The sequence below is a fragment of the Shewanella sp. KT0246 genome, assembly GCF_019654955.1.
Lineage (GTDB): Bacteria > Pseudomonadota > Gammaproteobacteria > Enterobacterales > Shewanellaceae > Shewanella > Shewanella goraebulensis.
Genome location: NZ_BPEV01000062.1, coordinates 1 through 14,375, shown reverse-complemented (window position 1 = coordinate 14,375; position 14,375 = coordinate 1). Strand labels below are relative to the sequence as shown.

Sequence of the window (14,375 nt, the reverse complement as noted above, 5' to 3'; positions counted from 1 at the left end):
ATTTAAGCAAGTTGAGATACTTTTATATCGACTCTTTTGCTGGTCCATTAGCAAAGTTTCATTATTAATTACTAGTAAATTAACCTGTTATGAACAACAATACTTGTACACAAGTTAGTAACAAACGCCTTTTAGTTTTCTAATAGCGTCACAAATACAATAAAAAATAAGCCGTTTAAACGGTCATTGGAACTGTAAATGTTTTTAAAACCTATTTTGCTTTTAGGCACTCTATCTATCGGGGCTCTTAGCCCTATTTCTTCTTTAGCCGCAACGCAATCTGAATATATTCAAATAACAAATAACTTTAAACAAAATTTCCACAGTCAACTCAGAAAAAGTAAAGTTCCCGGTGGCGCTTTTGTTATTGTTGAAGGTGATCAAGTATTAAAGCTTGGTACTTATGGTAAGCGTACTAAAGGCGGCAGTTTAAATGTAAACGCTGATACTGTTTTTAGACTAGCGTCCGTGTCAAAAACATTTGCTGGCACATTGGCTAGTATGTTGGTTAATGAGAAAAAATTAAACTGGCAACAACCTATTGTGCATTATCTTCCTGAATTTACCCTGGCAGACAAACAACAAGCTAAGGACATTAACCTTGGTCATATCATTGGCCAAAGTACCGGTTTGATGCCAAACAGCTACGATAATTTAATCAATGCTAATGTCGACATGGAGCGTATTATCAATAAGTTCTCTGAGTTGACACCTATGTGCCAACCAGGTGTTTGTTACAGCTATCAAAATGTCGCGTTTTCATTTATACAAAATGCGATTGAACAACAATCTGGTCAATCTTACGAAGAGTTACTACAGCAGAAAATATTTTCCCCTCTCAACATGAAAACTGCATCTATTGGCTATGATGCATTTGATCAGCAAAGTAATCGCGCTGAACCTCACGTTAAGACAAAGTCTGGTTTCAGAAAAGTTACGGTAAAACCAAACTATTATTCAGTTGCACCTGCTGCTGGAATTAATGCCAGTATTACTGATATGTCAAAATGGCTCATTGCTAACCTTGGCGAAAACCCTGGTGTGTTATCAAATAGTGTAATTAAGGATGTCACAACAGCTGGTGTCAGAACGACGAAAGAGCTTAGACGACGTGATTGGCGTACATATCTAGATAACGCTCATTATGGTAAAGGCTGGCGAGTATATGAATTTGAAGGCAGGCCTTTAATTTATCATGCTGGTTGGGTTGCGGGCTATGTCGCTGAAGTGTCTTATTCTCCAGAGCTTAATATCGGTATGGCAATGCTACTCAATGGTGAATCACGAGTCATCGCTAAACTAAGCTCAAATTTCTGGCGTGACACCTTTAAAAGAGCCGATACACTTGCGAAGAATAGTCATTAAGCACTCAACTTAATATCTATGAGTAGTATCAAAGCTTTTTAATTACTAGATTCAGACATAAAAAAAGGATGCCATTGGCATCCTTTTTTATAATAGCTTATTGATTTACTTAAGCATCAGATTCTGGAGTATCAGTAGAGTCATCAGCTGTATTCTCTACAGCTTGTGTTTCAGATTGTTCACCTTCAACACCTTCTGCTAACTCTTCTTCAGTTACTTCGATTTCGTCTAGTCTTTGCAAACCAACTACTTTCTCGTCTTCAGCGGTACGGATGATAGTCACACCTTGCGTGTTACGACCAATCAGTGATACGCCACTTGAAGGAGTACGAACTAACGTGCCCTTGTTACTAATCAACATGATTTCTTCAGACTCAGTGACTTGTACAGCGCCAACAACTGCGCCATTACGTTCACTCACCTTAATAGAAACCACACCTTTAGTACCACGGCTTTTAGCTGGGTATTCAGAAAGGTCTGTACGCTTACCATAACCATTTTCAGTCACAGTTAAGATAGAACCTTCTTCTTTAGGAATGATCATTGAAACGACTTTTTGACCATCTTCAAGTTTGATACCGCGAACACCTGTAGCCGTACGGCCCATTGGACGGATAGCAATTAAGTCTTCACCTGTTTCAGGATCTTTCTTCACTTCACCTGTTTCAGAGTCACGTACTTTCTCGTTAAAGCGAACTACTTTACCTTCATTCGAGAACAACATGATGTCATCACTACCATTAGTAATATCTACACCAATTAATTGATCATCGTCTTTCAGGTTAACGGCAATAATACCGTTTGCACGAGGATTACTGTAAGCCGTTAATGCGGTTTTCTTAACTGTACCGTGCGCTGTTGCCATAACAATGAACTTATCATCAGCATATTCACGTACTGGTAAAATCGCAGTAATACGTTCACCATCAGATAATGGTAGTAAGTTAATGATGGGACGGCCACGTGCTGTTCGGCTTGCCAATGGTAATTGGTAAACTTTAAGCCAGTACATTTTACCGAAGTCAGAGAAACAAAGGATGGTGTCATGGGTATTGGCAACAAGTAACTTCTCGACGAAATCTTCGTCTTTAACTTTAGTTGCAGCTTTACCTTTACCACCACGTCGCTGTGCTTGGTAGTCAGTCAGTGGCTGATACTTGGCATAACCCATATGTGATAATGTCACCACGACATCTTCTTCGTTAATTAAGTCTTCAAGACTCATATCAACTTCGTTTTGATTAATTACAGTACGTCGAGCATCACCGTACTGTTCTAATACTTCTTCTAGCTCTTCTTTGATGACTTCCATCAAACGTTCAGGGCTACGAAGGATGAACAGAAGACCAGCAATGAACTCTAATAACTCTTCATATTCAGCAAGAATTTTTTCATGTTCAAGACCAGTTAAGCGATGCAGACGTAATTCAAGAATCGCTTGTGCCTGTTGTTCAGTTAAGAAGTACTCGCCATCGCGAATACCAAATTCTGGCTCTAACCACTCAGGGCGCGCTGCATCATCACCTGCTTTTTCAAGCATGCCTTGCACATTACCGAGTTTCCAACCTTGGGCAACTAATTTAACTTTTGCTTCAGCTGGTGTTGGTGATGCTTTAATTAATGCAATAATTGGGTCAATGTTAGCAAGTGCAATCGCTAATGCTTCAAGGATATGTGCACGTTCGCGAGCTTTACGTAACTCAAATACAGTTCTGCGAGTCACAACTTCACGACGGTGCAGAATAAAGCACTCAAGCATTTCTTTTAGGTTAAACAGTTTTGGTTGACCATTTGTCAACGCAACCATATTGATACCAAAAGAGCACTGCATTTGAGTTTGAGCATATAGGTTATTAAGAACAACCTCGCCTACTTCACCGCGTTTGATTTCAACAACAATACGCATACCGTCTTTATCAGACTCATCACGTAAACCGCTGATACCTTCAATTTTCTTATCTTTTACAAGCTCAGCGATCTTTTCAATCAAACGTGCTTTGTTAACTTGATAAGGAATTTCAGTAACGATAATCCGTTCACGGCCGTTTTCTTCTTCAATTTCGGCTTTAGAGCGCATAACAGCACGGCCGCGGCCAGTCTTATATGCATCAATGATACCTTTACGGCCATTGATTGACGCAGCTGTTGGAAAGTCAGGTCCAGGAATATATTCCATTAGCTGTTCAATTGAGAGACTAGGCTCTTCAATTAACGCTAAACAACCTTGGACAACTTCATTGATATTGTGCGGCGGGATATTGGTCGCCATACCAACAGCAATACCAGAAGAACCATTAATTAATAATGTAGGAATGCGTGTAGGAAGAACCGCAGGGATATGTTCAGTACCATCATAGTTAGGTACATAATCCACGGTTTCTTTTTCTAAATCAGCTAGCAATGAATGCGCTAACTTCTCCATACGAATTTCGGTATAACGCATTGCCGCTGCTGAGTCACCATCGACAGAACCGAAGTTACCTTGGCCGTCTACTAGGGTATAACGCATTGAGAATGGTTGTGCCATACGTACGATTGTATCGTAAACAGCAGAATCACCATGTGGGTGATACTTACCAATTACGTCACCAACAACACGAGCTGATTTTTTATAAGGCTTATTAAAGTCGTTCTTTAATTCGTTCATTGCAAAAAGCACACGACGGTGAACAGGTTTTAAACCGTCACGAACGTCGGGTAATGCACGACCTACGATTACACTCATTGCATAATCTAAATAAGAATTTTTTAGTTCGTCTTCGATGTTAATTGGCGAAATTGATGATGCCAGATCAGTCATAAACTGCTCGTTCCCCTAAAATTAGCGCACAATAATTATTCCATTTTATTGTGTAGCTCAAAAACGTGATTTTGCATTCTAACACAGATAAATAAAGTGGCTAGACCTTAGAACAACGAAAAGTTAAAGCAAGTGAAAAACTGAATAAAAACAGCAAGAATTAGTCAATATTGTTTAGGTTTAACTACTTTTGAAATGCCTAAAGGCTACTAACAAAACCCCAATGGCTTTTTTATCAGCAGTTACTGCCGAATATATAACCGATTAGAAATGAATCTTGTTTCATCTCACTATGTTTATTGCTTCGTATGGTTATAATGCATGCAATAATCATAAATAAAACATGGGTCCTTGCTATGTCTAACCAAGAACACACTACTCAACAGAATGTTGATCATCAAGAAATCGAAAAATTTGCCAAAATGGCAGAGTCTTGGTGGGATCCAAATGGTGACTTTAAACCATTGCATCAATTAAACCCTTTACGATTAAATTATATTGATCAAACCAGCGGTGGTTTATTTGAAAAACAAGTCATTGATATTGGTTGTGGCGGCGGAATATTGTCTGAAAGCATGGCAAAAATTGGTGCGAAGGTGACAGGTTTAGATATGGGCGAGGCACAAATTGAAGTCGCAAAACTTCATGCCTTAGAAACTGAGGTAACCATCAATTACGATACAATGACTGCTGAAGACCATGCTGCCACTCACGCAAATCATTATGATGTCGTCACTTGTATGGAAATGCTTGAACACGTACCAGATCCATTATCAGTTATTCAAGCATGTTGTGACATGGTTAAGCCTGGAGGTCATGTTTTCTTTTCAACCATCAACCGTAGCATGATGTCATATATACAAGCGATTGTTGGCGCAGAATATGTTTTAAAAATGCTGCCTGTCGGTACACACGATCACAGTAAGTTCATCAGACCTTCAGAGCTAATAAATTTAGTGGATAATACCGACTTAATTTGTCGCGACGCATTAGGCATCACTTATAATCCTCTTTCAGGAGTATATAAGTACACTAACAAGGTCGATGTTAATTACATGATTGCCACTCAAAAGGTCGCTGACTAAACAAAGTAAGATTAAGTTGTCATATCAAAAGGTAACGTCATTTCTGGCGTTACCACCCTTCTTAGTTCCAAATTAAACTTAATAATGTAATAGCTCGATAAGATTGTTAATAACACGAGGCATTTATGAATTCTATTAAAGCTGTGCTCTTCGATTTAGACGGCACCTTAGCTGATACTGCACCAGATTTAATCCATGCGTTAAATCTAAGCCTGCTAGATCGTAAAATAGCACCTCAGAGTGTTGAATCGCTGCGTTATTCGGCTTCACATGGCAGTCTTGCTTTAGTTAAAGCCGGCGTACCTCACCTTGATGAAACCACTCAACTTGAAATTCAGCAATCATTGTTGGATTACTACAAAATGGTCAATGGTGAAAAGGCACAGTTATTTAATGGATTTGATGTCTTTCTAGATTTGTTGGACAGTAACGAAATTCCATTTGGCATTGTCACTAACAAACAAGCAAAATTCACTCGACCACTTATTGATGCTTTAGGCTTAACGCATCGGGCGAAATCGATTATAAGTGGAGATTCAACTCATCACCCCAAACCCCATACCGCTCCAATGTTATTAGCTGCACAGCAAATTAATTGTAAACCCCATGAGATATTATATTTGGGCGACGCAGAACGTGACTTAGTCGCAGCTGACAATGCAGGGATGATTGGCGGAACGGCCCTGTGGGGGTATTTATCTGAATCAGATACTCCAGATCAATGGCCAAGTAAAATTGAATTTAATACCGTTGCTGATTTGCACGAGCTTTTCCTGACGAAAGTTATTTCGTAACCAAAATCATTGCGAAATGGTCGCCATTAAATGGCCTTTTACAACTTATAAAATCGTTAGTTAATCTAGCAAGTCTAGCCTGTTATATTTGAAGAAACTGCATCAGCAACGTCTCTAATTCAGGTATAAGTCTGCTTAGCAAACCTTACATTTAAAAATCAAACTATTTTTATACTGAAACAATCGATCGCTGTTTATTTTAGCGATCGAACTAGCGTAACTTTTCGAACAAAAAAACGCCTAAACCAAAAAAATTAAGCGTATTTTACGTTAGCAGGTTAGCTTTTACTAACTTGTTTCAATATACATGAGATATCCACAAGTTATTCAACAAAATCTTGCTTGCAAATAGTGAGGAACCTCACTATCTTGTATGTATTAAATTTAAAAACACCATATCTTGTGTGTGACATCACTAAGAGACACTAGCTTAAAACCTACGTATCTCGCTGTAACACTAGTATTTTTGTTAATATTATGTTGTGAATACTTTTGGATGATCTGCTTACAAGGGAACGTAATGTGATTTATTGGCGATCGTAAATAACACGGTAGAAAAAGATCCAATAATAAATTGCACCAATAAATATAGAACCAAGGCTTTTTTTAATGAACAGCAATATGACAGTCACTAAACGCAGTGGCGAACGCGAAAAAATTGATTTAGACAAAATTCATCGCGTTATCGAATGGGCAGCAAAAGGACTGAAGAATGTTTCAGTTTCTGAAGTTGAATTACGCTCTCACCTGCAATTTTTCGATGGTATTCCTACTGAAGCTATCCACGAAACAATTATTAAGGCAGCAGCTGATTTAATTTCTCCTGAATCACCTGATTACCAATTTCTTGCTGCTCGCTTAGCTGTATTCCATTTACGTAAAAAAGCTTTCGGTCAGTTCGAACCACCTAAATTAATTGATCAAGTAAACCGTTTGGTTGAGCTTGGTAAATACGATAAGCATATTATTGAAGACTATACAGCTGAAGAATTAACTATTCTTGATGGTTATATGGATCATTGGCGTGATATGGACTTCTCTTATGCTGCAGTAAAGCAATTAGAAGGCAAGTACCTAGTTCAAAACCGTGTTACTAACGAAATATACGAAAGTGCTCAGTTCTTATATATCTTGGTTGCGGCATGTTTATTTGCTAAATATCCTAAAGAAACCCGTCTTGATTACATCAAACGTTTTTATGATGCGGTATCTACCTTTAAGATTTCACTTCCGACTCCAATTATGGCTGGCGTTCGTACACCGACACGTCAGTTCAGCTCATGTGTATTGATTGAATGTGACGATAGCTTAGATTCAATTAACGCGACTGCATCTTCTATTGTTAAGTATGTCAGCCAACGTGCAGGTATAGGAATTAACGCTGGTCGTATTCGTGCTTTAGGTAGTCCAATCCGAGGCGGCGAAGCATTCCATACCGGTTGTTTGCCTTTTTACAAGTATTTCCAAACCGCGGTTAAGTCATGCTCACAAGGCGGTGTACGAGGCGGCGCAGCAACCTTGTTCTACCCTATTTGGCATTTAGAAGTTGAATCACTTCTTGTCCTTAAAAATAACCGTGGTGTTGACGACAACCGTGTTCGTCATCTCGATTACGGCGTGCAATTAAACAAACTGATGTATCAGCGTTTAATTAAATCTCAAAACATTAGCTTATTCAGCCCATCTGACGTACCTGGTTTATACGATGCGTTCTTTGCTGATCAAACTGAATTTGAACGTCTTTATTTACAGTATGAAGCTGACACTAGCATTCGTCGCAAAGAGATAAAGGCAGTTGAATTATTTTCACTGATGATGCAAGAGCGAGCTTCAACTGGTCGTATTTATATTCAAAACGTCGACCACTGTAATACCCACAGCCCATTCGACCCAAAAGTTGCGCCAATTAAGCAATCTAACCTTTGTTTAGAAATTGCTTTGCCAACTAAGCCAATGAAAAACATTGAAGATCCAAATGGTGAAATCGCCCTTTGTACTCTTTCAGCGCTTAACCTAGGCGCAATCAATGACTTATCTGAGTTAGAGCCGCTAGCTGATCTGGCGGTTCGTGCACTTGATAACTTATTAGATTATCAAGACTACCCAATTATTTCGGCTCAGCTTGGTTCAATGAATCGTCGAACTCTAGGTATAGGTGTAATTAACTTTGCAAATTATCTAGCGAAAAATGGAATGAAATATTCTGATGGTTCAGGCAACAACTTGACCCATAAAACATTTGAAGCAATTCAGTTCTACTTATTAAAAGCTTCTATGAATTTAGCGAAAGAACAAGGTGCTTGTCCGTTATTTAACGAGACAACGTACGCTGAAGGTATCTTGCCAATTGATACTTACAAACGTGACCTTGATAAAATTTGTAGTGAACCACTACATATGGATTGGGAAGGTTTACGCAGCGATATTCAGCAACATGGCCTACGTAACTCAACCTTGTCAGCGCTAATGCCTTCTGAAACATCGTCACAGATTTCTAATGCGACTAACGGTATTGAGCCTCCACGTGGCTTGATTAGTGTTAAAGCAAGTAAAGACGGTCAGTTAAAGCAAGTAGTACCAGACTTTGATGAACTAAAACATCAATATGAACTGCTTTGGAATATGCCAAACAACAATGGTTACTTAGAGTTAGTTGGCATTATGCAAAAGTTTATCGACCAAGCTATTTCGGCAAACACTAACTACGACCCAACACGTTTTGATGGTCAGAAAGTTCCGATGCAAACTTTGCTTAAAGATTTGCTAACAGCCTACAAATTAGGGGTTAAGACCCTTTATTATCACAACACTCGTGATGGTGCATCAGACAACTTAGACGACATCACTGTAGTCGAAAAAGAAGACGATGATTGTGCCGGCGGCGCTTGTAAGATTTAATCAATAATTTGCATACAATTGCGGGGAGTTTCCCCGCTTTTTTAGGATATATAAATGGCTTACTCTACTTTTTGTCAAACACCTAACAACCCAATGAACGAGCCAATGTTCATGGGCCAATCGGTTAATGTTGCGCGTTACGATCAACAAAAATATGAAGTTTTTGAAAAGTTAATTGAAAAGCAATTATCTTTTTTCTGGCGCCCAGAAGAAGTAGATGTAAGTAAAGATAAAATTGATTACCAAAGCTTACCTGAGCATGAAAAGCACATTTTCATCTCAAACCTTAAATACCAAACATTATTGGATTCTATTCAAGGTCGTTCGCCTAATGTCGCCCTTCTACCTTTAGTGTCACTGCCAGAATTAGAAACATGGATTGAAACCTGGTCGTTTTCAGAGACAATTCACTCGCGATCTTATACTCATATTATCCGTAATATTGTTAACGACCCATCAGTGGTATTTGACGATATCGTGGTAAATGAAGAAATTCTGAAGCGCGCTGGTGATATTGCACAATACTATGATGACCTTATTGAGTTAACTCAAGTATTCAATTTACACGGTGAAGGCACTCATAATATCAATGGTAAAGAAATCGCGGTCAGTTCGCGAATTCTTAAGAAATCACTTTACCTTTGTATGATGTCTGTGAATGCATTAGAAGCTATTCGTTTCTATGTGAGCTTTGCTTGTTCGTTTGCATTCGCAGAACGTAAGTTGATGGAGGGTAACGCTAAAATTATCCGCTTAATCGCCCGTGATGAAGCGTTACACCTTAATAGCACTCAGCATATTGTTAATATTATGCAAGGCGGCAAAGATGACCCAGAAATGGGAGAGATTGCCAAAGAATGTCATGACCAAGCTTATGACATCTTTTACAAAGCGGCTGAGCAAGAAAAAGAATGGGCACAATACCTGTTTAAAGATGGCTCAATGATTGGTTTGAACGAGCAAATTTTGTGTCAGTATGTTGAATACATCACTAACCAACGTATGAAAGCCGTAAACCTGCCACAACCTTATCCAGAGCAATCTAACCCGCTTCCATGGATGAAAAACTGGCTAGAAAGTGATGCTGTACAAGTTGCACCACAGGAAGTTGAAGTGTCATCTTATTTAGTGGGTCAAATTGACTCTGCTGTAGACAGTGATGAGTTTTCTGACTTTGACCTATAAGCACAACTTTAAAAAATCGCCCATTGTCAGTTTAAATGGTGAGCCTGTGTTGCTGTTCAATCAACAGCAACACACTCTGCTTGAAGTATTAGAAATAAAAAAAGTGAATGTATTCTCTGAATGCAGAAATGGCTTTTGTGGCGCCTGCAAAACAACAGTAAACAAAGGCAGTGTCCGTTATCTCACTAAGCCTTTAGTTGAACTTAAAGACAATGAGTGTTTGCCTTGTTGTTGTGTGCCAGATTCTAATTTAGACCTTGATTTAACCACAGACGAACCAAGCAACCTTTATGTTCAGCACAATAAGTCTGTGGTTATTCTAGATTGATAGAGTCAGATTAATAAAATTAGCTTGGTATATTAGTATTAAACACATAGAAAGTAATATCCCGCAAAGTAAGTTAGCTGAAACCTTTACCTTAATCCTTAATTCATAAATCTTTTTCATAAACCTTTTTCAAAAAGTGCAACTTCAAACATACTTAATGAGCCATCTATACTAACGAGCACGTTTCGCTTTTTTTGCTTCTATAAACATTTTATCGACTTCGCCAAACATCCAGTTCATGATATTACCTGCACCTTTATCACGACGTTTTACTAACCCCATTTCAATCAAAATCGAATCAGGAATGTGATAACAACTCAATTCTTTTATCTCACCTGAATACCAAGACGAATCAGCAATATGCTCAGGTACAAGCGCCCAGCCTAAACCTCGAACAACTAAAGAGGTAATATGATAATAACTGTCAACGTGCCAGCAGTTAGCCGATATGGCCTTGCTAGCTGTTTGTAAGTCACAAATGACTAACTGCCTATATTGATTTAGCTCTGCAATATTAGGTACTGGGATTTCAGCTAATGGATGATCTACTGACACGATCAATGAATGATGAAAGCTGTCGATACTAAAAAACTCTAACCGTTCACATAATTGTTCTCCTCTGAACAATACACCTAGATCAGCTTTACCATCGTCAACCCATTGAGCAATATCATCTCTTGATCCATTAAGAATGGTAAGTTTTAATAAAGGAAATGTCAGCGCAGTTTTTATATAAAACTCTTCAAAAATAGAAATTGGCACAGCTTCATCAATTGCTATGGTTAGGGCTAACTCATCTTCAGTCTGTACCATCATAGCTCTTGAATTTAATCGCTCACACTGTGCTAGCACAGCGTTGGCTTCAATAAGCATTTGCTTGCCTTGCTCTGTTAAAATAGGCGTGCGACCTGCTCTATCAAACAACTTGAATCCTAAATCAATTTCTAAATTGGCAACCGCGGTACTCACTCGTGATTGGGCTTTACCTAAAGTCCGCGCCGCTGCAGAAAACGAGCCCGTATTCACAGCTGCTACGAAAGCTTGTAATTGCTCTATTGACCAATTCATTTCAACTCCACAAGATTAAACCAACCCACCTATCCGAATACCGGATAGCTACCAACTTTATTCTATCTTATAAATAGCAATAATACGCACTATTAGTTTGTAGAATAATTTTGAGTGTGGATCATGTCTAACGTAAAACCTAAGCCATCGACCTTAACCGTCAGCCAGCATTTTTGGAAATATGCCATTCCATCGATCGCAGCTATGTTAGTCAGCGGTCTTTATCAAATCATCGACGGTATTTTTGTAGGCCATTATATTGGTTTTGAAGGTTTAGCAGGAATTAATATGGCTTGGCCTGTTATCTGTTGTATTGCAGGTGTGGGAATGATGATTGGCATGGGTGGTGGTAGTTTGCTATCAATTAGTCGCGGTGAACACAAACCCAAAGATGGTCAACGTGTATTAAATAACGCCGTCGCATTAATTGTTATTCTTAGTGTACTTGCAGCTGTGTTTATACATTATTTAGGTGAATCATTATTGCTACTGCAGTCTGCAAATGGGGCTAACTTTGATATGGCGATGAACTATATCGAGGTGTTTGCCTACGGCGCATTTTTTACCGCCGCAGCCACTGCATTTCCGTTGCTGGTGCGTAATGATGAAAACCCGAGCATTGCAACCAAATTACTGATTATTGGTGCAACACTTAACATTATTTTAGATTATCTACTGATAGCTGTTTATCCGTTAGGATTAAAAGGCGCTGCTATTGCAACGCTTTTATCGCAAGCAACCGTAGTTGTGCTTGGGTTTAGTTACTTTCTCTCATCGCATGCCAATACACGAATTAAATTTGAGCTTGGTTTATTAAACCCAAAACAAATGAAGCACATCATTGTTTTAGGTAGTTCGAGTTTGTTCATGTTTTTGTATTTCAGTTTTATCATAGCACTGCATAATTATCTGTTCATGAAGTTCGGTTCTGCAATCCATGTCGCTGCATTTGCCATTGTTGGTTATGTAGCAACAACTTTCTTTCTACTGGCTGAAGGTATCGCTGGCGGTATGCAGCCACCTGTGAGTTATTACTATGGCGCTAAACAAATAGATAACATCAAAAGCACAGTTAAACTGGCAGTAAAAGTCATAGTCATATTGGCGCTATCTACGCTAGCGATTATTAATATATTTCCTGAGTTTGTAATCGGCTTTTTTAGCAGTGAAGATAAGGTGTTAATGGCGGAAACCTTAGTGGGTATGCGTTTGCACTTATTTGCACTGGTATTAGATGGACTTATTTTTATCGCGACTATGTACTTTATGGCGGTAAACCAAGGTGGTCGCTCTTTGACTATTTCGTTAGGCAATATGTTGATTCAAATTCCTTTTCTATTAATGTTGCCATCAATATTGGGGGTAAACGGAATCTGGCTTTCTGTACCTTTATCGAACGTTGCTTTATGTATTCTATTGTCACCGTTAATATTCAATGAAATTAAAAGAGTTAACAATTTAAAGCTTGGCAGCGTTATTAATGTTGATGCAACTACTGCTAAACAGGTAAACGCTATCATTTAACTGTAAGTCTAGTTGAAGTATAAATAGCAGCAACTGGGCTTTTGTATTTGAATAATAAATATCAGGCATCCGCATTGAGACTTTGACAGCTTCAGTGTGAATGCCAAGGATAACGTTATTCATATAGCAGCTAAATCTGAAATGTTAACAGTGTTTTTACCATTACTTTTAGCAAGATATAAACATTTATCTGCAGCTTTAATGAGGTTTTCTATTCGCTTCATATCATGGCATTGTTTTGCTTCACTAATCCCAATGCTGACAGTAACAGTAAAAGCTCTTTCCTCAGATTTGAACTCTAGTCGTTCAAAGCTAGCTCTAATGGTTTCAGCAAGTTCCAACACAAGCTGCATATCCAATGTTGGAATGAAACCGATAAACTCCTCGCCGCCCCAACGACCAACTGCACCTTGATTATCTTCAATAACCGCTTTGATAATATCAGCTAACGCTTTAATAACCTTGTCACCACTATGATGACCGTAGGTGTCATTAACCAGTTTAAAATCATCTATGTCTAACAAAAAACAAGTTAAATCAGCTGAATTACCCAAATGCTTATCTAACCAATCATAAATAGCACTTCTATTAAAAATGTCCGTTAATTCATCATGAGTTGCTTTGTACGCCAGTTCTTTCTCAAGTTGTACTTTATCAGTCACATCCTCAATCACAACTTGTACTGCTGGCTCACCATCCCATTCGATTAAGTTATCGTATATATTGAAAAAACGAGTGGAACCATCAAAACAGATGTTTTCAACCACACTCGTACTTCCAATTGTATTTCCGCAAATAATTTCTTGATAATGTTGTTTAGCTAGCACTTGATATTGGTGAGGAATTAATTTTAAAACGGAATCAATACCCATGACTTGTTCGTTAGAGTTAGCTCTCAATAGTTTCACACATGCATCATTAATCATTAAAGGTTTAAAGTTACGGTGCACCATAATTCCTTGCCCCGAATCAGTTATTAACCTTTTAAACATTAAATCTTGCTCTCTGATCCGTTCATTTGCCTCTACTAAGACAGATAAATCTATAACCGTGACTTGCAAAGCCGGTTTTCCATGCCACTGGATCAAATGGTCAACTGAAAACACAGTAAATTCTCGACCATTTCTATCAATATTGGTAAATGTATGACCTCGTGGATACATCTTACCAGCAACAATATTATGATAATTTTGAGTAGCTAACTTATGTATATCAACAGGAAGTAAATCAAGAAAAGAATCTATATGACTTAACAAAGATTCTGGTGATTCATAACCAAAAATTTTAGCGTAAATCTCGTCAACATGAACAGCGTTCATGTCTTGAAT

General features: G+C 38.4%; 10 protein-coding genes. 7 read left to right on the top strand and 3 right to left on the bottom strand.

The features are described from left to right. Window positions 1-198 precede the first annotated feature (198 nt). Window positions 199-1,365, top strand: a complete 1,167-nt coding sequence (locus K5Q58_RS19680) for a serine hydrolase (RefSeq protein WP_220755556.1) — start codon at window positions 199-201, stop codon at window positions 1,363-1,365. Between the two features lie 109 nt (window positions 1,366-1,474). On the opposite strand, the gene gyrA is transcribed toward K5Q58_RS19680, so the two are convergent. Continuing rightward, window positions 1,475-4,165, bottom strand: coding sequence for a DNA gyrase subunit A (gyrA, locus tag K5Q58_RS19675; protein ID WP_220755555.1), 2,691 nt, complete (start codon window positions 4,163-4,165; stop codon window positions 1,475-1,477). Window positions 4,166-4,521: 356 nt separating this feature from the next. On the opposite strand from gyrA, the gene ubiG reads away from it, so the two are divergent. The 5 genes from ubiG (at window position 4,522) to yfaE (ending at window position 10,455) form a co-directional block, all read left to right on the top strand. Next, window positions 4,522-5,250 carry a bifunctional 2-polyprenyl-6-hydroxyphenol methylase/3-demethylubiquinol 3-O-methyltransferase UbiG gene (ubiG, locus tag K5Q58_RS19670; RefSeq protein ID WP_220755554.1) on the top strand — a complete coding sequence of 243 codons (729 nt, stop codon included), beginning with the start codon at window positions 4,522-4,524 and terminating at the stop codon, window positions 5,248-5,250. Between the two features lie 125 nt (window positions 5,251-5,375). Further along, entirely contained in the window at window positions 5,376-6,044 is a 669-nt protein-coding gene (locus tag K5Q58_RS19665) for an HAD family hydrolase (protein WP_220755553.1), read from the top strand. Between the two features lie 609 nt (window positions 6,045-6,653). Continuing rightward, complete coding sequence (nrdA, locus tag K5Q58_RS19660) at window positions 6,654-8,942, top strand: class 1a ribonucleoside-diphosphate reductase subunit alpha (protein WP_220755552.1); 2,289 nt, start codon at window positions 6,654-6,656, stop codon at window positions 8,940-8,942. A 54-nt stretch (window positions 8,943-8,996) separates the two neighbouring features. After that, complete coding sequence (gene nrdB, locus K5Q58_RS19655) at window positions 8,997-10,127, top strand: class Ia ribonucleoside-diphosphate reductase subunit beta (RefSeq protein ID WP_220755551.1); 1,131 nt, start codon at window positions 8,997-8,999, stop codon at window positions 10,125-10,127. Beyond that, window positions 10,102-10,455 carry a class I ribonucleotide reductase maintenance protein YfaE gene (yfaE, locus tag K5Q58_RS19650; protein WP_220755550.1) on the top strand — a complete coding sequence of 118 codons (354 nt, stop codon included), beginning with the start codon at window positions 10,102-10,104 and terminating at the stop codon, window positions 10,453-10,455. Before nrdB ends, yfaE begins: the two co-directional genes overlap by 26 nt. A gap of 171 nt (window positions 10,456-10,626) precedes the next feature. Here the strand turns inward: yfaE and K5Q58_RS19645 are convergent, their stop codons facing one another. Continuing rightward, window positions 10,627-11,523, bottom strand: a complete 897-nt coding sequence (locus K5Q58_RS19645; protein WP_220755549.1) for a LysR family transcriptional regulator — start codon at window positions 11,521-11,523, stop codon at window positions 10,627-10,629. A gap of 123 nt (window positions 11,524-11,646) precedes the next feature. Between K5Q58_RS19645 and K5Q58_RS19640 the strand changes: the two genes are divergently transcribed. Then, on the top strand, window positions 11,647-13,047 hold the full coding sequence (locus K5Q58_RS19640) for an MATE family efflux transporter (RefSeq protein ID WP_220755548.1): 1,401 nt from the start codon (window positions 11,647-11,649) through the stop codon (window positions 13,045-13,047). A gap of 119 nt (window positions 13,048-13,166) precedes the next feature. Here K5Q58_RS19640 and K5Q58_RS19635 read toward each other — a convergent pair. Then, on the bottom strand, window positions 13,167-14,375 hold a 1,209-nt coding region (locus K5Q58_RS19635), incomplete at its 5' end, for a sensor domain-containing diguanylate cyclase (RefSeq protein WP_220755547.1).